This window comes from Burkholderia sp. Tr-20390, from assembly GCF_017104595.1.
In the GTDB taxonomy this organism is placed as follows: domain Bacteria; phylum Pseudomonadota; class Gammaproteobacteria; order Burkholderiales; family Burkholderiaceae; genus Burkholderia.
The window spans coordinates 1-1,292 of sequence record NZ_JAAGPC010000414.1 but is presented as its reverse complement, the minus strand read 5'-3'; the positions used below and the strand labels follow the sequence as shown (position 1 = coordinate 1,292).

2 protein-coding genes are annotated in these 1,292 nt (G+C 73.5%); both read right to left on the bottom strand.

The window, feature by feature from the left end:
- Nucleotides 1-721, bottom strand: a 721-nt coding sequence (locus G3N98_RS39305; RefSeq protein WP_206151127.1) for a triphosphoribosyl-dephospho-CoA synthase, incomplete at its 3' end; no start/stop codon positions are given.
- On the bottom strand, nt 718-1,292 hold a 575-nt coding region (mdcG, locus tag G3N98_RS39300; RefSeq protein ID WP_206151126.1), incomplete at its 5' end, for a malonate decarboxylase holo-[acyl-carrier-protein] synthase. The genes G3N98_RS39305 and mdcG, both read right to left, overlap by 4 nt.

Genomic DNA, 1,292 nt, shown 5'->3' with positions numbered 1-1,292 from the left:
GGCCACGTGCCACGAACGCGCGGGCGGTTGCCCGCGCGAACTCGAGGCCGGCCTGCCCGCCCCGGTGCAGCAGGTTCGTATCGTCGAGCGCGGCGATCAGCGCGAAGCACGCATCGACGCGCGCGGCTTCCGCGTCGCCCGGCAGGTCACGCTGCGCGCGACGCAGCGCGGGCAGCCCGACCGCATAGACGGTCGTGAAACCGTCGGCCGCCTCGCGACGTGCGCCGCCGACGCCGTAGCGGCGGCTCGCGCGTTCGCCGTGGCTGTCGGGCAAGCGCGGGCCGCCGAGGATATCGGCACCCCAGCGGCGGGAGACGATCGCACCGAGCGTCATTCCGACCGGCACGGCCCCCGGCGCCGCACGGCGGCCCGCGGCCGCACACAGCAGCCCGAGCCCGAAGATCGCGCCGCGATGCGTGTTGACGCCGCCGGTCGCGGCGAGCATCGCGTGCTCGGCACGCAGGCCGATCTTGCGCAGCACGGCCATGTCCGCATCGCGTGCGCCCGCGTCGGCCAACTCGGCGAAGTACGACCGCAGCACGGCGGCGCTGCGGGCGAACGTCGCGGCATCCATGTCGGTGTGACTGCCGGTGTCGACGTGACTGACGAGCCCCGGCTTCGGAAAGGTCTCGATTTCGAGCACGAGGCTGCGCTCGGCCAGTTCGGCGATGCGCTCGGCTTCGGACGGCGCCGGTACGCGGCAGGCAGCCCATGCACTCATCGCAACCCTCCGATGAATGCGTCGGCCGGCATCAGTTCGACGGTGATCGCGGTCTTGACCGCGACTTCAGGCTGCCGCGTGTGCAGTTCGCGCCAGTTGACGCCCGCGCCGTCGTCGCGCAGCAGTTCGCCGTCGATGCGCATCGGCGCGCGCGCGTCGATCGCCGCGAGGCCGTCGAGCAGCGGCGCAAGCGATGCAGGGTCCGGCAGCGGGAACACGATGTCGAGATCGGACGACGCCCCCAGGTAGGGTTCGCCCGTCAGCGCCTGCCATGCGAGGCTGCCGAACACGCGGCCCTGCACGCCGTAACGCACGCCGAGCGCATCGAGTTCGCGCAACGCCGTGCGCCATGCGTCGGGCGCGGCGACAAGCACGTCGGACAACGCCGGTAGCGGGCCGACCGTCGCGAGCGCGTCAGCCGCCGCGTTCAGCGCGATGCGCCGCTTGCCCGCGGAAGGCGGCAGCGGCAGGCCAAGCGGCACGCGACCGGCATCGGCCTCGTCGGGCGACGCTCGACGCACGATCAGCGGCCAGCCGCGCTCGGCCCACGCACGCACGAGCGGATCGGCCG